We start from the raw sequence: 22849 nt of genomic DNA on the forward strand, positions 1-22849 counted from the left end.
CGGTGGTCCGTTCTCCTCCGGGAGCCGAGCCGAGCCGTCCGCTCGGCGGGCCGGATCAGTCCGTGCCGAACTCCATCGCGGCGCGGTCCAGCATCTCCTCGTCGTCGGAGACCTCGCCGCGGGAGGCGATGGCCTCGGCGCCGCCCTCCGGCATGCTGCCGATCAGCCCGGTCGCGGCCGCCTGGGCGGCACCGACGGCGGGGTTGGTGGTGCCGATCAGGCCGATCCCGGCGTACTGCTCCAGCTTGGCGCGCGAGTCGGCGATGTCGAGGTTGCGCATGGTGAGCTGGCCGATCCGGTCCACCGGGCCGAACGCCGAGTCCTCGGTGCGCTCCATGGACAGCTTGTCCGGGTGGTAGCTGAAGGCCGGGCCGGTGGTGTCGAGGATCGAGTAGTCCTCGCCGCGCCGCAGCCGCAGGGTGACCTCGCCGGTGACGGCCGCGCCGACCCAGCGCTGGAGCGACTCGCGCACCATCAGGGCCTGCGGGTCCAGCCAGCGGCCCTCGTACATCAGCCGGCCCAGGCGCCGCCCCTCGTTGTGGTACTGGGCGAGGGTGTCCTCGTTGTGGATCGCGTTGACCAGCCGCTCGTACGCGGCGTGCAGCAGCGCCATGCCGGGCGCCTCGTAGATGCCGCGGCTCTTGGCCTCGATGATCCGGTTCTCGATCTGGTCCGACATGCCCATGCCGTGCCGGCCGCCGATGGCGTTGGCTTCCATCACCAGGTCGACGGGGGAGTCGTACTCCTTGCCGTTGACCGTCACCGGGCGGCCCTGGTCGAAGCCGATGGTGACGTCCTCGGTGAGGATGTCGACCTCGGGGTCCCAGAACCGCACGCCCATGATCGGCTCGACGGTCTCCACGCCGGTGTCCAGATGCTCCAGCGTCTTGGCCTCGTGGGTGGCGCCCCAGATGTTGGCGTCGGTGGAGTACGCCTTCTCCGTGCTGTCGCGGTAGGGCAGGTCGTGGGCGAGCAGCCACTCCGACATTTCCTTGCGGCCGCCGAGCTCGGTCACGAAGTCCGCGTCGAGCCAGGGCTTGTAGATCCGCAGGTTCGGGTTGGCGAGCAGGCCGTAGCGGTAGAACCGCTCGATGTCGTTGCCCTTGAAGGTGGAGCCGTCGCCCCAGATCTGGACGTTGTCCTCCAGCATTGCCCGCACCAGGAGCGTGCCGGTGACGGCGCGGCCGAGCGGGGTGGTGTTGAAGTAGGCCCGCCCGCCCGAGCGGATGTGGAACGCCCCGCAGGTGAGCGCGGCCAGGCCCTCCTCGACCAGCGCCGCGCGGCAGTCGACCAGACGGGCGATCTCGGCGCCGTAGGTCTTCGCGCGGCCGGGCACCGAGGCGATGTCGGGCTCGTCGTACTGACCGATGTCGGCGGTGTAGGTGCACGGGATGGCGCCCTTGTCGCGCATCCACGCGACCGCGACGGAGGTGTCGAGGCCGCCCGAGAAGGCGATGCCGACGCGCTCGCCGGCGGGAAGGGAGGTGAGGACCTTAGACATAGGAAGAGTATGCATCCTCGCGCATGGTCATGCAAAGGGGTACCGAAGAAAGAGTGACGAAAAGGGGGGTTCGGGGGTGTCGTTCCGTCGACGGTTCGACGGGAAGGGGGTGGCGCAGCCGCCTCGGGGCATGACCCGGCAGCGGCGATGTACTAGAGTTATCTCGACATCGAGATATCTGCCGGGAGGCGTACCGCTGCCGTACTAGTAAGGGATACCTAACTTAGGTTCACCTTAGCGGATCGGTGACGACCCTGGGACGGCACCGCGCGACGGCAGTCGCATAGTGTGCGCAGCGCGGTGGTACGCGCGAAATCATTGAAGGAGACTGTCGTGTCGGCGAACAGCTTCGACGCCCGTAGCACGCTGCAGGTGGGCGACGAGTCGTACGAGATCTTCAGGCTGGACAAGGTGGAGGGCGCCGCCCGTCTGCCCTACAGCCTCAAGGTGCTGCTGGAGAACCTGCTCCGCACCGAGGACGGCGCCAACATCACCGCCGACCACATTCGGGCGCTCGGCAACTGGGACTCCCAGGCGCAGCCCAGCCAGGAGATCCAGTTCACTCCGGCCCGCGTGATCATGCAGGACTTCACCGGCGTGCCGTGCGTCGTGGACCTGGCGACCATGCGCGAGGCCGTGAAGGAGCTGGGCGGCGACCCGGCGAAGATCAACCCGCTGGCGCCGGCCGAGCTGGTCATCGACCACTCCGTCATCGCCGACAAGTTCGGCACGAAGGACGCGTTCGGCCAGAACGTGGAGCTGGAGTACGGCCGCAACAAGGAGCGCTACCAGTTCCTGCGCTGGGGCCAGACCGCGTTCGACGAGTTCAAGGTCGTCCCGCCGGGCACCGGCATCGTCCACCAGGTCAACATCGAGCACCTGGCGCGCACGGTCATGGTCCGGGGCGGCCAGGCCTACCCCGACACCCTCGTCGGCACCGACTCGCACACCACCATGGTCAACGGCCTGGGCGTGCTGGGCTGGGGCGTCGGCGGCATCGAGGCCGAGGCCGCGATGCTCGGCCAGCCGGTCTCCATGCTCATCCCGCGCGTCGTCGGCTTCAAGCTGACCGGTGAGCTCAAGCCCGGCACCACCGCCACCGACCTGGTGCTCACGATCACCGAGATGCTGCGCAAGCACGGCGTCGTCGGCAAGTTCGTCGAGTTCTACGGCGAGGGCGTGGCCGCCACCTCCCTCGCGAACCGCGCCACCATCGGCAACATGTCGCCGGAGTTCGGCTCCACCGCGGCGATCTTCCCGATCGACGGCGAGACGCTGAACTACCTGAAGCTGACCGGCCGCTCCGAGCAGCAGGTCGCGCTGGTCGAGGCGTACGCCAAGGAGCAGGGCCTCTGGCTCGACCCGGCCGCCGAGCCCGACTTCTCCGAGAAGCTGGAGCTCGACCTCGCCACGGTCGTCCCCTCCATCGCCGGCCCGAAGCGCCCGCAGGACCGCATTGTCCTGGCCAACGCCGCCGAGCAGTTCAAGCAGGACGTCCGCAACTACGTCGACACCGCCGACGAGGCGGGCAAGGAGTCCTTCCCGGCCTCCGACGCCCCGGCGTCCATCGACGGCGTCCCGTCCAACCCGGTCACCGTGACCGCCCCCGACGGCTCGACGTACGAGATCGACCACGGCGCGGTCACCGTCGCGGCCATCACCTCCTGCACCAACACCTCGAACCCGTACGTCATGGTCGCCGCCGCGCTGGTGGCCAAGAAGGCGGTCGAGAAGGGCCTGACCCGCAAGCCGTGGGTCAAGACCACCCTCGCCCCGGGCTCCAAGGTCGTCACCGACTACTTCGACAAGGCGGGCCTGACCCCCTACCTCGACAAGGTCGGCTTCAACCTCGTCGGCTACGGCTGCACCACCTGCATCGGCAACTCCGGCCCGCTGCCGGAGGAGGTCTCCAAGGCCGTCAACGACCACGACCTCGCCGTGACGTCCGTCCTCTCCGGCAACCGGAACTTCGAGGGCCGGATCAACCCGGACGTCAAGATGAACTACCTCGCCTCCCCGCCGCTGGTCGTCGCGTACGCCCTCGCCGGTTCGATGAAGGTGGACATCACGCGCGACGCGCTCGGCGTGGACCAGGACGGCAAGCCCGTCCACCTCGCGGACATCTGGCCGACCGAGGCCGAGGTCAACGACGTCGTGGCGAACGCCATCGGCGAGGACATGTTCAACAAGTCCTACCAGGACGTCTTCGCGGGCGACGCCCAGTGGCAGGCGCTGCCGATCCCGACCGGCAACACCTTCGAGTGGGACACCGAGTCCACCTACGTCCGCAAGCCCCCGTACTTCGAGGGCATGCAGATGGAGCCGGCTCCGGTCGCCGACATCGCCGGTGCGCGCGTCCTGGCCAAGCTGGGCGACTCGGTCACCACCGACCACATCTCCCCGGCCGGTGCGATCAAGGCCGACACCCCGGCCGGCAAGTACCTCACCGAGCACGGTGTGGAGCGTCGTGACTTCAACTCCTACGGCTCGCGCCGAGGCAACCACGAGGTCATGATCCGCGGCACGTTCGCCAACATCCGCCTGCGCAACCAGATCGCGCCGGGCACCGAGGGCGGCTACACCCGCGACTTCACCCAGGCTGCGACCGCCGACGCGGCTCCGGTGTCGTTCATCTACGACGCCTCGCGCAACTACATCGAGCAGGGCATCCCGCTCGCGATCCTCGCGGGCAAGGAGTACGGCTCCGGCTCGTCCCGCGACTGGGCCGCCAAGGGCACCGCGCTGCTCGGCGTCAAGGCCGTCATCGCCGAGTCGTACGAGCGCATCCACCGCTCGAACCTCATCGGCATGGGCGTCCTGCCGCTCCAGTTCCCGGAGGGCCAGTCCGCCGAGACCCTCGGCCTGACCGGCGAGGAGACCTTCTCCTTCACCGGCGTCGAGGAGCTCAACAACGGCACCACGCCGCGCACGGTCAAGGTCACCACCGACACCGGTGTGGAGTTCGACGCGGTGGTCCGCATCGACACCCCCGGTGAGGCGGACTACTACCGCAACGGCGGCATCATGCAGTACGTGCTGCGGAACCTGATCCGCAAGTAAGCGGTACGGCACAGCGCACGAGGGCCGCACTCCCGGGAAGGGGGTGCGGCCCTCGCGTCGTACGCCGTCAGCGGTGCCGGCCGGTCGGGCCGGTCAGCGGGACCGGCCGACGGGACCGGTCAGGAGAACAGCTTGGTGTAGATGTTCCAGCCGGTGCCGATCTGGACGCGCGCCTGGTAGGGGCTGGCGGCGTTGCCCGTGCCGTAGTAGGCGTAGAGGCGGCCGGAGCCGTCGCGGGCGATGAAGTCGGTCTTGCCGTCGAGGTTGAGGTCGCCGGTGGAGACCAGGGCGTTGTAGCCGCCCCAGCCGGTGCCGATCTTCTGGCGGGCCGCGAAGGGCGCGGCGGCGTTGCCGGTGCCCTTGTACAGGTACAGGTCGCCGGTGGCCTTCTCGCGGGCGATGATGTCGGTCCTGCCGTCGCCCGTCAGGTCGCCCTTGCCGGTGATCTGGTCGTAGATCTGCCAGCCGGCGCCGACCTTGGTGCGTGCGGTGACCTTGCCGTCGGGGTAGCCGAGGTAGAGGTAGAGCACGCCGCTGCGGTCGCGGGCGAGGATGTCGTACTCCTTGGCGCCGCCGAGGTTGCCGGGGGAGAGCACCTTGTCGTACGTGTTCCAGCCGCCGCCGATCCGGACGCTGTCCGGGGTCGCGTCGTTGCTGAAGTACAGGTCGCCGGTGGGGTCCCAGAGCCAGACCGCGTCGCCGGAGCCGTCGCCGTCGTTGTCCAGCGCCTGCTGGTTGGCGCGGACGTCGCCGAGGTCGTCGACCTTCTCGCGGGCGGTGAACCCGCCGCTTCCGTTGGGGCCGTAGACGTAGGTGGCGCCCGCGGACTCCACGCCGAAGAGGCCGAAGACCGGGTTGGCCGCGGTCGCGCCGGCGGCGGTGGCACCGGTGGCGCCGGTGAGCGCCTTCGGGGCCTTGGCGGGCGCCTTGGGGGCGGCCTGCACGGTGTTCCGGGCGGCCGTGCCCGGGTTGTCCGCCGCGAAAGACGTGCCGGCTGCGGTGCCGGCGAGCGCGACGGCGATGGCCGCGGTGGCGAGACGGGACAGGGCGCGTCCGCGCTTGCGGCCGAAGGGTATTGCCACGTAGTTCTCCGTGGTTGGGATCGTGATGGGATCCGGTACGACGACGGCGCGCCCCCGTGGGGGCGCGCCGAAGGTCTCCGGAGCTCAGGATCTTTTCACGGCTTCTTCACCTGTCAACTACCTTGCCGACGGCGCCGGAGGCTCCCGTTCCGGCCGTACAACCTTTTCCGCGGAGACGATTCGGGAGTGGTGGTACGAACCCGGCGAACCGATCGGGAAGACCCGAGTCCGGTGGTCCCGGGCGAAGAACCGGCCGGTCCTTCTGTCCGGCTCCACCCGTGTTGTTCCGTCCTGTGATCCTTCCAACACCCGGCCTACGGGCGCTGTGAGCGGCGTGGCTCGGAACATCGGGCGGTAGGTGTGGTAGCCCCAGTCGGCCTTGACGGGCTCGGCGTACGGGGCGCGGGCGTTGCCGGTGCCCTTGTAGGAAACCCGCGTAAATCTGCCGTTGGTCGGACATTGGTGGCGCCATGCCCTATGGCAGGGCATGGCGCGGGATTTATCGATTCCTTGTATGGGGGGTTTATCTGTCAAATGAGGCATCACGCCCTTCGGGCCGCAAAGCACCAACTCAGGGGCGCTGTCCCAGGAGTTCGGTCTCGGCGAGGGTGGCCGGGTGGGGGAGCGTGAGGCGGTAGTGGCGGTAAGTGCCCGGGGTGGCAAGGGCGAAGGGGCGGGTCTGGTGGGACCAGGTGAAGCGCTGGCCGCTCCTGCGGTCCAGTTCGGTCCAGTGCTCGCCGTCGTCGGACCCTTCCAGGATCCATTCCTGTGGGGCGGCCGAGGCGGTTGCCGAGGTGAGCGTGTAGGAGGCGACGGTGGCGCCGGCGGGGACGGTGAAGGCGGCGCGGGAGAACTCCGCGGAGGTGTCGGAGGTGTTGTCGGTCAGCGGGCCGCCGTCCGGGACGGTCAGGTCGGTGGCCGGGGCCGGCACCCTGTCGTCCTTGGTGATCGAGGTGGGCGCGGCGTCCGGCCCGGAGCCCCAGGCGGAGGGGCGCGGCCCCATGGCGAAGTCCAGGGTCCCGCCGCGGGCGAGCAGGGTGTGCGGCAGGGCGGTGCTCTGCCACGGCTTGCCGTTCACCCGGAGGCCCTGCACGTAGACGTTGCGGGCGCTGTTGCGGGGCGCGTTGACGACCAGGTCCCGGCCGTTCTCCAGATGGATCGTGGCCTTGGTGAACAGCGGTGAGCCCACCGCGTACTCGCCCTGTCCCATCACCAGCGGATAGAAGCCCAGGGAGCTGAAGACGTACCACGCGGACATCTCGCCGTTGTCCTCGTCGCCCGGGTAGCCCTGGCCGATCTCGCTGCCGAGGTAGAGCCGGGAGAGCACCTCGCGGACCTTCGCCTGCGTCTTGTAGGGCTGCCCGGCCGCGTCGTAGAGGTACGTGATGTGGTGCGAGGGCTGGTTGCTGTGCCCGTACATCCCCATCCGCACGTCGCGGGCCTCGGTCATCTCGTGGATGACGTCGCCGTAGGAGCCCGCGAACTGCTTGGTGGCGGTCTCCGGGGTGCTGAAGTAGGCGTCCAGCTTCTTCGCCAGGCCGGCCCGGCCGCCGTAGAGGTTGGCCAGTCCGCGGGTGTCCTGCGGGGCGGCGAAGGCGAAGGTCCAGGCGTTGGTCTCGGTGTAGTCGTAGCCCCAGACGCGCGGGTCGAAGCGGTCCGGCGGCAGCCGCCAGCCGCCCTGCGCGTCCTTGCCCTGGAAGAAGCCGGTGCGGTCGTCGAAGAGCCGCACGTAGTTCCGGGCCCGGCCCAGGAAGTACGCCGACTCCTCCTTGTAGCGGGGGTTGTGGGTCTTGGCGTAGAGGGCCTGTCCCATCCGGGCGATGCCGAAGTCGTTGAGATAGCCCTCCAGCGCCCAGGACGCGCCCTCGCGGGTGTCGGTGCTGGTGTAGCCGAGGAACGGCGCGGTCGCCATGCCCTTCCGGCCGACGCCGGAGGACGGCGGGGCGACGGTGGCGTTCTTGACGGCCGCGTCGTAGGCCGCCGCGGCGTCGAACGGCACGCCCTTGACGTAGGCGTCGGCGAACGCGACGTCGGAACTGGTCCCGGTCATCAGGTCCGCGTAGCCGGGGGAGGACCAGCGGGAGATCCAGCCGCCGTCCTTGTACTGCTGGACGAAGCCGTCCGCCATCTTCCCGGCCCGGCCGGGGGTGAGCAGGGAGTAGGCCGGCCAGGTGGTGCGGTAGGTGTCCCAGAAGCCGTTGTTGACGTAGACCGAGCCGTCGACGATCTTCGCGCCGGTGTGCGTGGGGGTGTCCGGGCCGGTCGGCGGCGAGAAGGGACTGGCGTACCGCACTCGCGAACCGACCTGCTCTGCACCGGAGTTGGGGTAGAGGTACAGCCGGTAGAGGCTGGAGTAGAGGGTGGTCAGCTGGTCGCGGCTGGCGCCCTGCACCTCGATGCGGCCCAGCAGCGCGTCCCACTGGGCGCGGGCGCGGTCCCGGACGGTGGCGAAGGAGGTGCCGTCGGGGATCTCCCGGGCGAGGTTGGCCTTCGCCTGGTCGACGCCGATCAGCGAGGTGGCCAGTCGCAGCGTCACGGTGCGGTCCGCGCCCGGTCGCAGCCGCAGGTAGCCGGTGACGTCCTTGCCGCCGCCGCCCGCCAGCCGGCCGCTCGCGGTGACCGGCGCGTCCACCACGCCGTAGACGAACAGCCGGCCGGCGCCGGTCGAGAGCCCGCTGCGGACGTCGGAGTAGCCGGAGATGACGCCGTGCGCGGCGTCCAGGGTCAGGCCGCCCTTGTTGTTGACGTTGTCGAAGATCAGGTTGGCGTCGGCGCCGGGGAAGGTGAACCGCATCGCCGCCGCGTGGTCGGTCGGCGCGATCTCGGTGCGCAGGCCGTTGTCGAAGGCCACCGCGTACTGGTACGGCCGCGCGGACTCGCGCTCGTGGTGGAAGGGCAGCGCGCGCCCGGTGCGCGAGGCGTCCGGAGTGCCGGCCGCGGTGGACGGCATGACCTGGAAGGTCTGCCGGTCGCCCATCCAGGGGCTCGGCTCGTGGCTGGCGCTGAACGCCTGGAGGGTGGGGAGGTTGTCGGCGTTGTTCTTCCGCGCGTACTCGTAGAGCCAGTCGGCGGAGCCGGCGTTGGTCACCGGGGTCCAGAAGGTGAAGCCGTTCGGCACCGCGGTGGCGGGGAAGGTGTTGCCGCGCGAGAAGCTGCCGCTGGAGAGGGTGCCGCGGGTGGTGACGGCGTAGTCGGAGAGGTGGCCGAGCGGCTTCTCCGGCGCCTTGGGGCCGATGGCGAGGTCATCGAGCCAGCCGCGGAAGGCGGGTGCGGTGCGCGGTGCCCGGGGCGCGTCGTAGGCGAGCAGGATCCGGGCGATGGTCTTCCCGGCGGCGACCGCGCCGATCCGCGACTCCCGGTTGTTCCACTGGTTGACGTAGAGCGTCTTGGCGGCGGCCTGGCCCTGCGGGGTCAGCCGGGCCCCGTACTGGTCGGTCGCGGCCGACTCGCTCAGGTACGTCCCGTCGGTGAAGGCCAGGTCGACCGCGACGTGGGTGGCGGGGTAGTCGAGGTCGGTCTCCGCCAGCTCCGGGAAGAGTTTGTACGAGAGCGTGGTGGCGGGGGTGACCGGGATGTGCACGGCGAACAGCTTGTTGTACGAGTAGGCCCGGCCGGCGGCGGTGTGGGTGCCGGCGTAGCGCAGGGCGTGGCCGCCGGTGAATCCGGCGTGCGCCTTCGCGGTGGGGGAGTCGGCGGGGCCGGTGTCGGGCGCGGTGCTCATCCCGGGCCCGGCGGGGGCCGTGCGGGAGACGCCGGAGGTCTTCGGCCGGCCGTCGGGGCCGGTCTCGACGGTGTCGGTCCAGTCCGGTGCGGGCTGGCCCGGTTCGAAGGAGGAGCTGAACTCCACCGCGGTACGCGGTGGTGGTGGCGGCGCCGCCTGGGCCGCGCCGGTGGTGCCCGGCGCGGTGAGGACGAGCAGGGCGGCCGCCGCGAGGGCGGCGGGGCGGGCGATCCCCCGCAGTGGACTGTGCCGGTGTCTGTGCCGCACGCGAGCCCTCTCAACGAGATTGACATCGTTGTCAGTTGCGTAGTGCAGAGATAAGTAAGGTGCGCGGCGGCGCGGGTGTCAAGGGTGTGGCGGCGAGCCGGCGGCGGCCGTGTCGCGGCGGCGTCCGAGGGGCACCCGCGAGGCATACCGGGGAGGTCTCAACTAGGGAAAGACTCCCGGCCAACTCGGTGCCCGATCTTGCCCGTTCGGCCGGAAGTGGACTATACCTATCGGCGTCCGAAACCGGCCGTACGACCGCCAGGCCGGAATCCGGGGGGAAAGCGGGGAGGGACGGAATTCCCCGCATATCCCTAGCTCGCCCGGTGCACATCCCGTACAACTCAGCTTCATCTGACCCGCGGTGCCGGGGTGGCTCCGGTACACCGCCTGAGTCCTGAAGAAGGCGAGGACTTGAGCATGGGATCCACCTCAGAAGTCAACCGTCGCGATCTGGTCAAGCGGGCTGCGGCCCTGGGAATTCTCGCCGTACCGGCCATGGGCACGCTGACGTCCTGTGCCACCGGAGGCGGGGGCGGCTCGGAGGACGGCACCAAGAACAAGGGCGCGACCTCCGCCAAGAATCCGCTCGGCGTGAAGAACGGCGCGCCGCTGGAGACATTCATCTTCAAGGGCGGACTGGGCGACCAGTACGCCAAGGACGCCGAGGCCGACTACAACAAGGCGTACGGCGTGACGGTCAAGCACACCGGCACCCAGCAGATCGGCCCCAAACTCCAGCCGCGCTTCGCCGGCGGCAATCCGCCCGACCTGATCGACAACTCCGGCGCCGACCACCTGGACATGAACAAGCTGTCCGCACAAGGGCAGTTGCAGGACCTCACCGCGCTGCTCGACGCCCCGTCGCTGGACGACCCGAAGAAGAAGGTGCGGGACACGCTCTTCCCCAGCACCATCGAAAAGGGCAAGCACAAGGACGCCTTCGACGTCTTCTACTACGCCTTCACGGTGTACGGCACGTGGTATTCCAACAAGCTCCTGAAGGACAAGGGCTGGGCCTATCCCACCTCCTTCGACGAGATGATCAAGCTCTGCGCCGAGATCAAGAAGGCCGGCATCGCGCCCTGGACGTATCCGGGAAAGTATCCGTACTACGTCCACTTCAACATCTTCGCGGAGATCGCCAAGATCGGCGGCCTGGACAAGTGGATCGCCATCGACAACCTGGAGCCCAACGCCTGGACCTCCAACGACGCGGTCAAGCAGGTCATCGGGCACTACGAGGAACTGGCCGCCAAGGGGTACTTCCTGGAGGGCAGCCAGGGCCTGACGCACATTCAGTCGCAGACCTCCTGGACCCGCGGCAAGGCGGTCTTCATCCCCAACGGCTCCTGGGTGGAGAACGAGGCCGCGCCCACCACCCCGGCCGACTTCGATATGGCCGTCGGCCCGCTCCTCGACGGCGGCAGCGGCGACCGGATGCCGCACGGCACGCTGCGCGCCGAACCCAGCGAACCGTTCATCGTCGCCAAGGGCGGCAAGAACCCCATCGGCGGAATGGAACTGCTGCGGATCCTGGTCTCCAAGAAGCACGCGCAGAATTTCGCCACCAAGGTCAAGTCGCTCACCGCCGTCCAGGGCGCGACCGACGGAATGCAGCTCTCGCCCGGTCTGGCGTCCGCCGCCAAGGCCGTCAAGGAGGGCGGCAAGAACCTCCTGATGATCCAGCTCCAGGAGTGGTACCCGAAGCTGACCGACGAAAAGCTCGGCGGCCTCACCAGCCAGCTGCTCACCGGCGACCTCAAGGCCGCGGACTGGATCAAGAAGGCCCAGCAATACGCGGACGAGGTCGCCAAGGACAGCTCCGTCACCAAGTTCCACCGCGCCTCCTGACCGGGCTTCCCGACCGGGATCCATCCACGTACCACCGCTGACGAGGGAGGGCCGGGGAGCTCATGCGCCACGGCAAGTACCGATTCATCGTGGGGTTCCTGGCCCTGCCCCTGCTGCTCTACGGGATCTTCGTGATCTCACCGTTCGTCCAGGCGTTCCAGATTTCCACCACGGAATGGAGCGGCCTGCGCGGCACCGCCAAGAGCGTCGGGCTGGGCAACTACGGCAAACTGCTGCAGAGCGATGAATTCTGGAATGCGCTCAAACACAACGTCGTCATGCTGGTGTTGGTGCCGATCGCCACGCTGGCACTGGGGCTGTTCTTCGCGTTCATGCTGAACATCGGCGGCCGGTCCCGCCGCGGCGCGGTCGTCACCGGCGTCCGCGGCGCGACGTTCTACAAATTCGTCTACTTCTTCCCGCAGGTCATCTCGATCACCATCATCTCGGTGATCTGGTTCAACATCTACAATCCCGATCCGCACGACGGCATGCTCAACTCGCTGCTGGGCGCGGTCGGTCTGGATTCCCTCCAGAACTCCTGGCTGGGGACCGGGAGCCTGGCGCTGGCCTGCATCATGGTGGTGATGGCCTGGGCGAACGTCGGCTTCTACGTCGTGCTGTTCTCCGCGGCCATGGCCTCCATTCCCCGGGAGATCTACGAGGCCGCGCTGCTGGACGGCGCCGGCCGCTCGCACACCTTCTTCCGGATCACCCTGCCGCTGCTGTGGGACACCGTGCAGACGGGCTGGGTCTACATGGGCATCATCGCGATGGACGCCTTCGCGCTGGTGCAGATCATGTCGGTCAACATGGGCGGCCCGGACGGCGCGACCGACGTCGTCCCGCTCCGCCTCTACCTGACCGCCTTCCGCGACAGTCAGTTCGGCTACGCGGCGGCGATGGGCGTCGCCATGCTCGTCGTCACGCTGCTGTTCGCCGTCCTCACGATGCGTTTCGCGCGTCGTGAGCGGATCGAGTACTAGGGGCAGGGCGCATGACGACACGAACCAACGCGGCACGGCCGCGCCGGACCTCCGAGGGCGGCACGCTCAACGTCTTCTCGCACGGCATGCTCGTCGTGTGGGCGCTGATGGTGGGCATGCCCCTGCTGTGGGTGCTGTGGAGCTCCTTCAAGAGCAGCGGTGACATCCTCACCGCCCCCTGGTCCCTCCCGGGCAAGCTCCACTTCGAGAACTGGATCAACGCCTGGCAGAAGGCCAACATCGGCAAGATGTTCCTCAACACCCTCATCGTGGTGGGCGGTTCGCTCACCGGGACGATGGTGCTGGGCTCGATGGCGGGCTACGTCCTGGCCCGCTTCCGCTTCCCGGGCAACCGCGTCATCTACTACCTCTTCGTCGCCGGGATGTCCTTCCCGGTCTTCATGCTGGTGATCCCGCTGTTCTTCGTGCTGCGGGACTTCCCCGGCGTCCCGCTGCTGGCGACGTACCAGGGCCTGATCGTGGTCTACATCGCCTACTCGCTGCCGTTCACCGTCTTCTTCATGACGGCGTTCTTCCGTACCCTGCCGACGTCGGTGGCGGAGGCGGCGATGATCGACGGAGCCTCGCACGCCCGGACGTTCTTCCAGGTCATGCTGCCGATGGCCAAGCCCGGCCTGATCAGCGTCGGGATCTTCAACTTCCTGGGGCAGTGGAACCAGTACCTGCTGCCGATGGTCCTCAACCAGGACGAGGACAAGTACGTGCTCACCCAGGGCCTGGCCAACCTCGCGCTCCAGCAGGGCTACCAGGGCGACTGGGGCGGGCTGATGGCCGGCATGATGATCGCGATGCTGCCGGTCCTGCTCGTCTACATCATCTTCCAGCGGCAGGTGCAGGCCGGACTGACGGCCGGCGCGCTCAAGTAGCGCCGCGCGCCGGAGGGCGGTTCCCCGAGGGCGGAACCGCCCTTCGCGCATGCCCGGCCGCCCCGATTCCGCCCGGGCTCAACGCCTTGACGAGACTTCCCCGCTGGAGTTCTGCTTAGAGTTCACATGTTGAAATCGGTTGCCGTCCCCCGATGACGCGGGTGCGGCCGGCGGGCAGTCGTCGCACTGTCCGCCCCAGGCGGGAGTGGATGAGTCGATGGAGACTCCGGGGTCGCAGTCCTCGCTGCACCGGGCCAATCTGGAGCGGGTCGTCCGCGCGGTGCGCATGGCGGGCTCGCTCACCCAGGCGGAGATCGCCCGGAGCACAGGGCTGTCCGCGGCCACCGTCTCGAACATCGTTCGCGAGTTGAAGGACGGTGGGACCGTCGAGGTGACGCCCACCTCGGCGGGCGGCCGGCGGGCGCGCAGCGTCTCGCTGTCCGGCGACGCCGGCATCGTGGTGGGCGTCGATTTCGGCCACTCCCACCTGCGGGTGGCGGTCGGCAACCTCGCCCACGAGGTGCTCGCCGAGGAGGCCGAGCCGATCGACGTGGACGCCTCGGCGGCGGAGGGCTTCGACCGGGCCGAGCAGCTGGTCAGCCGGCTGATCGAGCGGACCGGGGTCAGCCCGGACAAGGTCATCGGGGTCGGCCTGGGCGTCCCCGGCCCGATCGACGTGGAGTCCGGCACCCTGGGCTCGACCGCGATCCTGCCGGGCTGGTCCGGGACCAGGCCCGGCGAGGAGCTGTCCGGGCGGCTCGGCGTCCCGGTCTACGTCGACAACGACGCCAACCTCGGCGCGCTCGGCGAGCTGGTGTGGGGCGGCGGCCGCGGCGCGGCCGACCTGGCGTACATCAAGGTGGCCAGCGGCGTCGGCGCCGGGCTGGTGATCAGCGGCCAGATCTACCGCGGTCCGGGCGGCACGGCCGGCGAGATCGGACACATCACGCTGGACGAGTCGGGCCCGGTCTGCCGCTGCGGGAACCGCGGCTGCCTGGAGACCTTCACCGCCGCCCGGTACGTCCTCCCGCTGCTCCAGCCGAGCCACGGCCCCGACCTGACCATGGCGCGGGTGGTCGAGCTGGCCCGTGAGGGCGACCCGGGCTGCCGGCGGGTCATCGCGGACGTAGGCCGCCACATCGGCAGCGGCGTGGCGAACCTGTGCAACCTGCTCAACCCCAGCCGGGTGGTGCTCGGCGGCGATCTCGCCGAGGCCGGTGAGCTGGTCCTCGGGCCGATCCGGGAGTCGGTGTCGCGGTACGCGATCCCCAGCGCCGCACGGCAGTTGGGCGTCGTGCCGGGCACCCTCGGCGGCCGTGCCGAGGTGCTGGGCGCGCTCGCCCTGGTGCTGAGCGAGATGGGCGATTCGACCCTGCTCGACGGGGCCCGGAATGCGGACGCGCCCGCTATAGCGTGAGCGGCTTAAGTTCACGCCCCTAACGCATGGCACCGTTGTCATCTCGTTAAGGATTTACTCCTTGACGGTCGGCTGGCGGCCGAGTTGACTTCCAGCCACCTCGGCCGCAACGACGCGGCCATGTCAGGGAGGCAACCCCCATGAATGTGTGGACGCGTCGCGTCGTCATAGGCACCGCCGCCGTCTCGATGGCGCTCTCCGTGGCCGCCTGCGGCAAGGCCGGCGACGGCGGCAAGAGCGGCGGCGACGGCAAGACCATCGGTCTGCTGCTGCCGGAGAACAAGACCACCCGTTACGAGACCTTCGACCGCCCGCTGATCACCAAGAAGATCGAGGCGCTCTGCGGCGACTGCCAGGTCAAGTACAACAACGCGGACCAGGACACCCAGAACCAGAAGAAGCAGTTCGACGCCCTGATCACCCAGGGCGTCAAGGTGATCATCCTGGACCCGGTCGACTACAAGGCCACCAAGTCCTGGGTGAACCAGGCCGCCAAGAAGGGCGTCAAGGTCGTCGCGTACGACCGGCTGGCCGAGGGCAACATCTCCGCCTACGTCTCCTACGACAACGAGAAGATCGGCCGCCTCCAGGGCCAGGCGCTGGTCAAGGCGCTCGGCGACAAGGCCAAGGACAGCAATGTCGTCATGATCAACGGCTCGCCGACCGACCCCAACGCTCCGTTCTTCAAGCGCGGCGCCCACAGCGTCCTCGACAAGCAGGTCAAGAAGGTCGTCTACGAGCAGGACATCCCGGACTGGTCGTCGGACGAGGCCAACAAGAAGATGGCCGCCGCCATCGACTCGCTCGGCAAGGACGGCATCCAGGGCGTCTACTCCGCCAACGACGGCATGGCCGGCGGCATCATCACCGCCCTCAAGCAGCAGGGCATCAAGGTCCCGGTCGGGGGCCAGGACTCCGAGCTCGCGGGTCTGCAGCGGATCCTCACCGGCGACCAGGCGTTCACGATCTACAAGCAGATCCAGCCGCAGGCCGACACCACCGCCGAGATCGCGGTCCGGCTGCTCAAGGGCGACAAGATCGACTCCCTGACGCCCACCAAGGTCGACAGCCTCAGCGGCGAGGTCAAGGGCATCCCCGCCAAGCTCTACGACGCCCAGATCGTGACCAAGGACAACATCGAGGACACGGTCGTCAAGGACAAGGTCTACCCCGCCAGCCGGATCTGCGCCGACGACGCCAAGGCGGCCTGCGAGGCAGCGGGCATCAAGTAAGGCGGGGAGCGGGTCCCGTCCGGCCCGCTCCCGTTCCGCCCCCGGTCCGGCAGGCGCCCGACAGCCGTCCGGCAGTCGTCCGGCCGCCGCACCGGGGGCCCGCACACCCCCGCACTCGCACCACCATTCCCGCCGTACCGACGGCGGTGAAGGAGATGATTCACGTGTCCGCTCCGCCCGTGCTGGCGTTGCGCGGAGTCTCCAAGCGGTTCGGCGCCGTCCAGGCGCTCACCGACGTCACGCTGGAGATCCACGCCGGTGAGGTGGTCGCCCTCGTCGGCGACAACGGCGCCGGAAAGTCCACCCTCGTCAAGACCATCTCGGGCGTCCACCCGGTCGACGACGGCGTCATCGAATGGGAGGGCGCGCCGGTCCGCATCGCGAAGCCGCACGACGCCCAGGGCCTCGGCGTCGCCACCGTCTACCAGGACCTCGCGCTCTGCGACAACCTCGACGTGGTCGCCAACCTCTACCTCGGCAACGAGCTGAGCACCGCCGGCGTCCTCGACGAGATCGCCATGGAGAAGCGGGCCAAGGAGCTCCTCGACACCCTGTCCATCCGGATCCCCAGCGTCCGGATCCCGGTGGCCGCGCTCTCCGGCGGCCAGCGGCAGGTCGTCGCCATCGCCCGCGCGCTGATCGGCGAGCCGAAGGTCGTCATCCTCGACGAGCCGACCGCCGCCCTGGGCGTCGAGCAGACCGCGCAGGTCCTCGACCTGGTCGAGCGGCTCCGCGAGCGCGACCTCGGCGTCATCCTGATCAGCCACAACATGGCCGACGTACAGGCCGTCGCGGACCGGGTCGCGGTCCTGCGGCTGGGCCGCAACAACGGTGTCTTCGACGTCGCCGACACCTCCCACGAAAAGATCATCGCCGCCATCACCGGTGCCTCCGACAACGCCGTCACCCGCCGCAAGGCGCGCACCGACCAGCTCAAGAAGGAGGCCGGGGCGTGAGCGAGCGCAGCGAGCGAACCATCGAAAGGTGCGCGCCCCGCACATGCGGGGCCGAGCGAAGCGAGGTTTCGGCATGAGCGAGCAGCAGACTGCCGAGGCCACGCCCGGCACCCCGCAGCCGGCCGCCGTCGATCCCCGGCTGCTGGTCCGGGAGAAAGGATTCTCCGGCTACTTCGGCGAGTTCGCGCGCCGGATCCGCGGCGGTGAGCTGGGGTCCCTGCCGGTCATCATCGGCCTGATCGTCATCGCGGTCGTCTTCCAGCTCAAGAACAGCAGCTTCCTGTCCGCGGACAGCCTCGCCAACATCGGCGTCTACACCTCCGGCCTGGGCATCATGGCCGTCGGCATCGTCTTCGTGCTGCTGCTGGGCGAGATCGACCTCTCGGTCGGCTCGGTCGCCGGCGTCGGCGCGGCGGTCTGGGCGGTGCTCAGCGTCACCCACGGCGTCAACGACTGGCTCGCGGTGCTGATCGCGGTGGCCGCCGGCGCCGTCATCGGCGTCCTGCATGGATTCTTTTTCGCCAAGATCGGGGTGCCCGCGTTCGTCGTCACCCTGGCCGGGTTCCTCGGCTGGAGCGGCCTGCAGATCTGGCTGATGGGCAAGGAAGGCTCCATCAACACGCCCAGCGGCAGCCTGGTGGAGAACCTCACCGGCTACTACTTCGAGGACAAGGCCGCCGCCTACGGCCTGGCGCTGATCGCGGTCCTCGGGTACGCGGGCTCGCTGCTGCTGGAGGGCCGGCGCCGCCGGACCGCGGCCCTGCCGTACCGGCCGTTCAGCGAGATCCTGCTGCGCACCGGCGTGGTCGCGGTGATCGCCTTCGCCGTCGCCTACGTCCTCAACGAGCCGTCCGGCGCCCGCGGCCTGCCGCTGGCCCTGGTGCTCTTCCTGGCCGTCCTGGTCATCGCCGACTTCGTGGTGCGCCGCACCGGATACGGCCGGCAGATCTTCGCGGTCGGCGGCAACGCCGAGGCGGCCCGCCGGGCCGGTATCAACGTCAACCGGGTCCGGATCACCGTCTTCGCGATCTCCGGGATGCTCGCGGCCTTCGGCGGCCTGTTCATCGCCAGTCTCTCCGGCGGCGCCACCAAGAACCTGGGCTCCGGAAACACCCTGATGAACGTGATCGCGGCGGCCGTCATCGGCGGCACCAGCCTCTTCGGCGGCCGCGGCAAGATCTGGTCCGCGCTGCTGGGCATGCTGGTCATCCAGTCGATCCAGCAGGGGCTGAACCTGCTCGGCATGGCCAGTGAGATCCAGTACATGATCACCGGCGCCGTGCTGCTGGCCGCCGTGGTGATCGACTCGCTGTCGCGCCGGACCCAGAAGACCGCCGGCCGCACATGACCGCCGCTGTGTCATAGGACGGCAACAGTCTCCGCGGAACGGCGGGATCCGGCCCCCATCGAAAGCCCCCCGATGGGGGCCGCGCCGTGCCCGGTGAGCCGCCACTACGGCCGGGAGGCAGGCGTTCGACCGGCCCTCACCCGAGTGACATACATCGCCGGGCCCGGCCGCGCCGGCGCCGGCCGCGACATTAGACTCATCTGATCGGCAAGCTCGACCTACGGCAGCAAGGAGGCATGGGGTGGCATTGCTGACCCGTATCAAGGGGCCGCGCGACCTGGACCGGCTCTCCCCCGAGCAGCTCACGCAGCTGGCGGGGGAGATCCGTGGGTTCCTCGTCGACGCGGTCTCCAAGACCGGCGGACACCTCGGCCCGAACCTCGGCGTGGTCGAGCTGACCATCGCCCTGCACCGTGTTTTCCATTCCCCCAAGGACAAGGTCCTGTGGGACACCGGACACCAGTCCTACGTCCACAAGCTGCTGACCGGCCGCCAGGACTTCTCCCAGCTCAAGGCCAAGGGCGGCCTCTCCGGCTACCCCTCCCGGGCCGAGTCCGAGCACGACGTCATCGAGAACAGCCACGCCTCCACGGTGCTGGGCTGGGCCGAGGGCATCGCCAAGGCCAACGAGGTCCGCGGCCGGGACGACCGGGTGGCGGCCGTCATCGGTGACGGCGCCCTCACCGGCGGTATGGCCTGGGAGGCGCTCAACAACATCGCCGCCGCCAAGGACCGCCCGCTGGTCATCGTCGTCAACGACAACGAGCGCTCCTACGCGCCCACCATCGGCGGCCTCGCCAACCACCTCGCCACCCTGCGCACCACCGACGGCTACGAGCGCTTCCTGGCGCGCGGCAAGGACATCCTGGAGCGCACCCCGGTCGTCGGCAAGCCGCTCTACGAGACGCTGCACGGCGCCAAGAAGGGCCTGAAGGACTTCATCGCGCCGCAGGGCATGTTCGAGGACCTGGGCCTGAAGTACGTCGGCCCGATCGACGGCCACGACATCGAGGCGCTGGAGTCCGCGCTGACCCGCGCCAAGCGGTTCGGCGGCCCGGTGATCGTCCACTGCCTCACCGAGAAGGGCCGCGGCTACCAGCCCGCCCTCCAGGACGAGGCGGACCGCTTCCACGCCGTCGGCAAGATCCACCCCGACACCGGCCTGCCCGTCTCCTCCGGCGGCAAGGACTGGACGTCCGTCTTCGGCGACGAGATGGTCGCGCTGGGCAACGAGCGCGCGGACATCGTCGCCATCACGGCGGCCATGCTCCAGCCGGTCGGCCTGGAGAAGTTCGCCAAGGCGTTCCCGGACCGGGTCTACGACGTCGGCATCGCCGAGCAGCACGCCGCGGTCTCCGCGGCCGGTATGGCCACCGCCGGACTGCACCCGGTCTTCGCGGTCTACGCCACCTTCCTCAACCGCGCCTTCGACCAGGTCCTGATGGACGTCGCGCTCCACAAGTGCGGCGTCACCTTCGTCCTGGACCGGGCCGGCGTCACGGGCACCGACGGCGCCTCGCACAACGGCATGTGGGACATGTCGCTCCTCCAGGTCGTCCCCGGCCTGCGGCTGGCGGCGCCGCGCGACGCCGAGCAGGTGCGCGCCCAGCTGCGGGAGGCCGTCGAGATCGACGACGCCCCGACCGTGGTGCGCTACTCCAAGGGCGCGGTCGGTCCGGCCGTCGAGGCGGTCGGCAAGGTGGGCGGCATGGACGTGCTGCGGGAGCCCGCCGCCACCGGGCGTCCGGACGTCCTGCTGGTCTCGGTCGGCGCGCTCGCCCCTATGTGCCTGGAGGTCGCCGACCTGCTGGACAAGCAGGGCATCTCCACCACCGTCGTCGACCCCCGCTGGGTCAAGCCGGTCGACGAGGCGCTGCCGGGCCTGGCCGCGAAGCACCGGGTGGTGGTCACCGTCGAGGACAACATCCGTACCGGCGGCGTCGGTTCCGCCGTCGCCCAGGCGCTCCGGGACGCCGGGGTGGACGTCCCGCTGCGCGACTTCGGTATCCCCGAGCGGTTCCTGGACCACGCCTCCCGCAAAGAGGTCATGGCCCAGATCGGGCTCACCGCGCCGGACATCGCCCGTCAGGTGACCGGTCTGGTCGCCAAGATGGACAACCGCGACGAGGACGCCGGAAGCGCCGACCCGGCCGCCGCGGCCGCCGCCCCGGAGGACGCCGCCGAGGTCGTGGCCGAGCCCGCCGAGGCCGCCCGCGACTGACCCGCGCCCCGCACCGCCCGCCCGATGGGCCGGCCGGACGTCCGCACGGATGTTCCGGCCGGCCCATCGGCAACTCCGGGCTTCCCACCCCATCGGGTGAATCCGCGGTTCTGGAAGGCCCGCCGACGCTGACCATTTCAAGACATTGCGGAGACTCGGTCAGTTCAGGAGAGTTGCGAGGGTCGTCCAGGCGGAGGTTCGCCCATGAGCACAGAGCACGGACCACAGGGACACGGACCAGGGGGCCCGCCGCAGGGGCCCCGGAGCGAGACGCGCCGCGACCGCGGCGTCCTGCGAACGAAGAGCATCGAGCAGTCGATCCGGGACACCGAGGAGCCCGAACACGCCCTCAGGAAGTCCCTCTCGGCGCTCGACCTGACCGTCTTCGGTGTCGGTGTGGTCATCGGCACCGGCATCTTCGTCCTCACCGGAAAGATCGCCAAAGAGCAGGCGGGACCCGCCGTCGCGCTCTCCTTCGTCGTCGCCGGCGTGGTCTGCGCGCTGGCGGCGCTGTGCTACGCGGAGTTCGCCTCCACCGTGCCGGTCGCCGGGTCGGCGTACACCTTCTCGTACGCCTCGCTGGGCGAACTGCCCGCCTGGATCATCGGCTGGGATCTGATCCTGGAGCTGGCCCTGGGCTGTGCGGTGGTCGCCGTCGGCTGGTCCGGCTACGTGCGCTCCCTGCTGGACACCGGGGGGCTGCACCTGCCGCCGGTGCTGTCCGGCAGCCACGGCGGGCGGTTCGGCTTCGATCTGCTCGCCTGCATCCTTGTCCTGGTGATCACCGGCATCCTGGTGCTCGGCATGAAGCTCTCCTCCCGGGTGACGGCGGTGGTCGTCGGCGTCAAGGTGACCGTCGTGCTGCTGGTCGTCATCGCCGGCGCGTTCTTCGTCTCCGGGGCCAACTACCGGCCGTTCATCCCGCCGAGCCAGCCCGTCGCCGCCGGCGGCGGACTGGCAGCGCCGCTCTCCCAGCTGATGTTCGGCTTCGCCCCGTCCCACTTCGGCGTGATGGGCATCTTCTCGGCGGCCGCGGTGGTCTTCTTCGCCTTCATCGGCTTCGACATCGTCGCCACCGCGGCCGAGGAGACCCGGAACCCGCAGCGCGACGTACCGCGCGGCATCCTCGGCTCCCTGGCCATCTGCACGCTGCTCTACGTGGCCGTTTCGGTGGTCGTCACCGGTATGGAGAAGTACAGCCAGCTCTCCGTGGACGCCCCGCTCGCCGACGCCTTCAAGCACATCGGGTACCCCTTCTTCGCGGGCCTGATCAGCTTCGGCGCGGCGGTCGGCCTGACCTCGGTCTGCATGATCCTGCTGCTCGGCCAGAGCCGGGTGTTCTTCGCGATGAGCCGGGACGGGCTGCTGCCCCAGGTCTTCTCCCGCGTGCACCCGAAGTTCGGCACCCCGCACCGGTCGACCATCGCGCTCGGCATCGTCGTCGCGGTGGTCGCCGGATTCACCTCCATCGACGTCCTGGCCGAACTCGTCAACATCGGGACGCTCTTCGCGTTCGTCGTGGTCGCCGTCGGCGTGGTCCTGCTCCGCCGTTCCCGCCCCGACCTGCCGCGCGCCTTCCGGACCCCGCTCGTGCCGTACATCCCGCTGCTGTCGGTGCTCGCCTCGCTCTGGCTGATGCTCAACCTGCCCGCCGAGACCTGGATCCGCTTCGCCCTCTGGATGGCGCTCGGGTTCGTCGTCTACTTCGTCTACGGGCGCGGCCACAGCCGCCTCGCCGTCCGGCAGCGGCAGCGTGACGAGGCCGACGCCCGGCCGTAGTTGCGAGAGGGCGGGAGTGCGGCGGTACGGCACCGGCCGGCCGCCGCGGTCCCGCCCGTGCGCGGCCGCGGACGCCGCTCTGACGGACTATGAGGCCCCGCCCCGACCCCTGCCGCCCCGGACCGTCCGCGGGCCCGCCACGCGGGCGCCCAGGGCCTGTACGCGTTCGCGCAGTCCGCGGTCCGCGGTGACCACCAGGCAGTCCCGCTCCGCGCCCTCCTCGGCCACCAGCCGCACCATCGCGTCGTCGCCGCTGCCGTCCGCCGACACCACCCGCACGCCCGGCACCGACGCCACCCCGCGCGCCGCGCCCTCCACCACCAGGACCAGTTCCAGCGGCGGATCGACCAGCCCCGGCAGTCCCGTCCCGGCGTGGCCGACCAACGCGTCCCGCAGCCGCTCGGCGGCGCCGCGCCGGTCCCGCCACCAGCCGTCGGGCACCGACCCGACGACGTTCGCGGCATCGACAATGACCAAGGAATCCATACCGCCAGCCTGCCACGGGCGGGGGGCCGCCGGCCGCCCGGTGGGCGCCGCACGC

Annotated in this window: 14 protein-coding genes; 10 read left to right on the top strand and 4 right to left on the bottom strand. The window is 69.8% G+C overall.

The features are described from left to right. Window positions 1-55 precede the first annotated feature (55 nt). The gene (gene argG / locus CG747_RS17970) at window positions 56-1501 is read right to left on the bottom strand and encodes an argininosuccinate synthase (RefSeq protein WP_100602767.1); all 1446 of its coding nucleotides are present in this window, start codon (window positions 1499-1501) and stop codon (window positions 56-58) included. A gap of 333 nt (window positions 1502-1834) precedes the next feature. On the opposite strand from argG, the gene acnA reads away from it, so the two are divergent. Continuing rightward, a complete protein-coding gene (acnA, locus tag CG747_RS17975) occupies window positions 1835-4561 on the top strand; it encodes an aconitate hydratase AcnA (RefSeq protein ID WP_100602768.1) in 2727 nt (908 codons plus the stop codon). Between the two features lie 119 nt (window positions 4562-4680). Here acnA and CG747_RS17980 read toward each other — a convergent pair whose 3' ends face one another. After that, entirely contained in the window at window positions 4681-5643 is a 963-nt protein-coding gene (locus CG747_RS17980) for a VCBS repeat-containing protein (protein WP_100602769.1), read from the bottom strand. A gap of 571 nt (window positions 5644-6214) precedes the next feature. Continuing rightward, the gene (locus tag CG747_RS17985; RefSeq protein ID WP_100602770.1) at window positions 6215-9631 is read right to left on the bottom strand and encodes a GH92 family glycosyl hydrolase; all 3417 of its coding nucleotides are present in this window, start codon (window positions 9629-9631) and stop codon (window positions 6215-6217) included. Between the two features lie 417 nt (window positions 9632-10048). Here CG747_RS17985 and ngcE point away from each other — a divergent pair, with 417 nt between their 5' ends. The 9 genes from ngcE (at window position 10049) to CG747_RS18030 (ending at window position 22308) form a co-directional block, all read left to right on the top strand. Next, window positions 10049-11482: an N-acetylglucosamine/diacetylchitobiose ABC transporter substrate-binding protein gene (gene ngcE, locus CG747_RS17990; protein ID WP_100602771.1), complete on the top strand. Its 1434-nt coding sequence runs from the start codon at window positions 10049-10051 to the stop codon at window positions 11480-11482. Between the two features lie 62 nt (window positions 11483-11544). Continuing rightward, window positions 11545-12468 carry a carbohydrate ABC transporter permease gene (locus tag CG747_RS17995; RefSeq protein WP_100602772.1) on the top strand — a complete coding sequence of 308 codons (924 nt, stop codon included), beginning with the start codon at window positions 11545-11547 and terminating at the stop codon, window positions 12466-12468. Window positions 12469-12479: 11 nt separating this feature from the next. Beyond that, the gene (locus CG747_RS18000; RefSeq protein WP_100602773.1) at window positions 12480-13355 is read left to right on the top strand and encodes a carbohydrate ABC transporter permease; all 876 of its coding nucleotides are present in this window, start codon (window positions 12480-12482) and stop codon (window positions 13353-13355) included. Between the two features lie 217 nt (window positions 13356-13572). After that, the gene (locus CG747_RS18005; protein WP_100602774.1) at window positions 13573-14772 is read left to right on the top strand and encodes an ROK family transcriptional regulator; all 1200 of its coding nucleotides are present in this window, start codon (window positions 13573-13575) and stop codon (window positions 14770-14772) included. Window positions 14773-14912: 140 nt separating this feature from the next. Beyond that, a complete protein-coding gene (locus CG747_RS18010; RefSeq protein ID WP_257980503.1) occupies window positions 14913-16004 on the top strand; it encodes a sugar ABC transporter substrate-binding protein in 1092 nt (363 codons plus the stop codon). 155 nt (window positions 16005-16159) lie between these two features. Beyond that, window positions 16160-16960 (top strand): ATP-binding cassette domain-containing protein, encoded by an 801-nt coding sequence (locus CG747_RS18015; RefSeq protein WP_100602775.1) that lies wholly within the window; start codon window positions 16160-16162, stop codon window positions 16958-16960. A 73-nt stretch (window positions 16961-17033) separates the two neighbouring features. After that, entirely contained in the window at window positions 17034-18308 is a 1275-nt protein-coding gene (locus CG747_RS18020) for a sugar ABC transporter permease (RefSeq protein WP_100602776.1), read from the top strand. Between the two features lie 241 nt (window positions 18309-18549). Continuing rightward, window positions 18550-20529 (top strand): 1-deoxy-D-xylulose-5-phosphate synthase, encoded by a 1980-nt coding sequence (gene dxs, locus CG747_RS18025; RefSeq protein ID WP_100602777.1) that lies wholly within the window; start codon window positions 18550-18552, stop codon window positions 20527-20529. Between the two features lie 204 nt (window positions 20530-20733). After that, entirely contained in the window at window positions 20734-22308 is a 1575-nt protein-coding gene (locus CG747_RS18030; RefSeq protein WP_257980504.1) for an amino acid permease, read from the top strand. Between the two features lie 87 nt (window positions 22309-22395). Here the strand turns inward: CG747_RS18030 and CG747_RS18035 are convergent, their stop codons facing one another. Then, window positions 22396-22794 carry an NTP pyrophosphohydrolase gene (locus CG747_RS18035; RefSeq protein WP_100602778.1) on the bottom strand — a complete coding sequence of 133 codons (399 nt, stop codon included), beginning with the start codon at window positions 22792-22794 and terminating at the stop codon, window positions 22396-22398. Window positions 22795-22849: the final 55 nt, after the last annotated feature.

The sequence above is a fragment of the Streptomyces sp. CB02959 genome, assembly GCF_002803155.1.
In the GTDB taxonomy this organism is placed as follows: Bacteria; Actinomycetota; Actinomycetes; order Streptomycetales; family Streptomycetaceae; genus Streptomyces.